The following is a 985-nucleotide window of genomic DNA, read 5'->3' as shown; positions in this document are numbered from 1 at the left end:
CCGTACCGGCCGGGTCGCTCGCACCGGTCGCCGAAAGCGCCGCACCGACGCTGGAAGATGCGCAGGCGCTGGCGAATGCCGGCGCGTTCGACGAGGCCGAGCGCGTGCTCGCGCAGTTCTCGGCGCGCGTCGGGCCGCATGCCGATGCGTTCTACCTGAACGGGCTGATCGCGGATGCGCGCGGACGCGCCGCGGAAGCCGGCGACTTCTACCGGAAGGCGCTGTACCTGCGGCCCACGCACCACGAAGCGCTGACCCATCTGGCGACGCTGCTCGACGTCGGCGGCGATCGCGCGGGCGCGCAATGGCTGCTCGAGCGCGCACGGCGCTCGGCCGGCTGACATGACTACGGGTTGGGGACCGACACCGCGATGACCAGAGGATTTGATGAACCGCGCCGCCGCTGCCTTTGACGAAACGACGATCGACGTCGACGATTGCTGGAACCGGATCGGCACGCGCGGCGACCGCACGTGCGAGCGGCTGAACGACTGCCTGCGCTGCCTGAACTGCCCGGTGTACGCGTATCACGCGGCGAAGCTGCTCGAGCGTCCGCTCGACGGCGCCGAGATGGCCGACGCGACGCGCCGGATGAGCGCGCCCGCCGCGCCGCACGTGCACGACGCCGATGCCGATGCCGATGCACACCACGCGGCGCTGGCGTTCCGCGTGGCCGGCGAATGGCTCGCGCTGCCGATCGGCGTGCTGCGCGAGATCGCCGGCACGCGCCCGATCCATTCGCTGCCGCATCGCCGCAATTCGGCCGTGCGCGGCGTGGTCAACATCCGCGGCACGCTGCGCATCGCGATCTCGATCGGCGCGCTGCTCGGCCTCGATGCCGGCAAGGGCGGCAGCGGCGGTGACGAGACCGGAAGAGCGGCGGGGAGGGAAAGAGGTTAGTACTCGGCATAGATTTGGGGTGTCGCCGTATTGTTAAAAAAACAATTATGATACTATGTGACCATCCGCGCCGTCGCTTCGCCTT

The 985-nt window shown here is 69.4% G+C and carries 2 pseudogenes; both read left to right on the top strand.

Going from position 1 to position 985, the window contains the following annotated elements:
• Positions 1-341, top strand: a pseudogene (locus G3N99_RS40755) (MCP methyltransferase); the annotation flags it as partial.
• A gap of 46 nt (positions 342-387) precedes the next feature.
• Positions 388-861, top strand: a pseudogene (locus tag G3N99_RS40750) (chemotaxis protein CheW); the annotation flags it as partial.
• Between the last annotated feature and the right edge of the window lie 124 nt (positions 862-985).

The sequence above is a fragment of the Burkholderia sp. Ac-20392 genome, assembly GCF_017104585.1.
Taxonomy (GTDB): domain Bacteria; phylum Pseudomonadota; class Gammaproteobacteria; order Burkholderiales; family Burkholderiaceae; genus Burkholderia; species Burkholderia lata.
The sequence above is the reverse complement of the archived record's forward strand: the minus strand, read 5'-3'. Positions and strand labels throughout refer to the sequence as shown.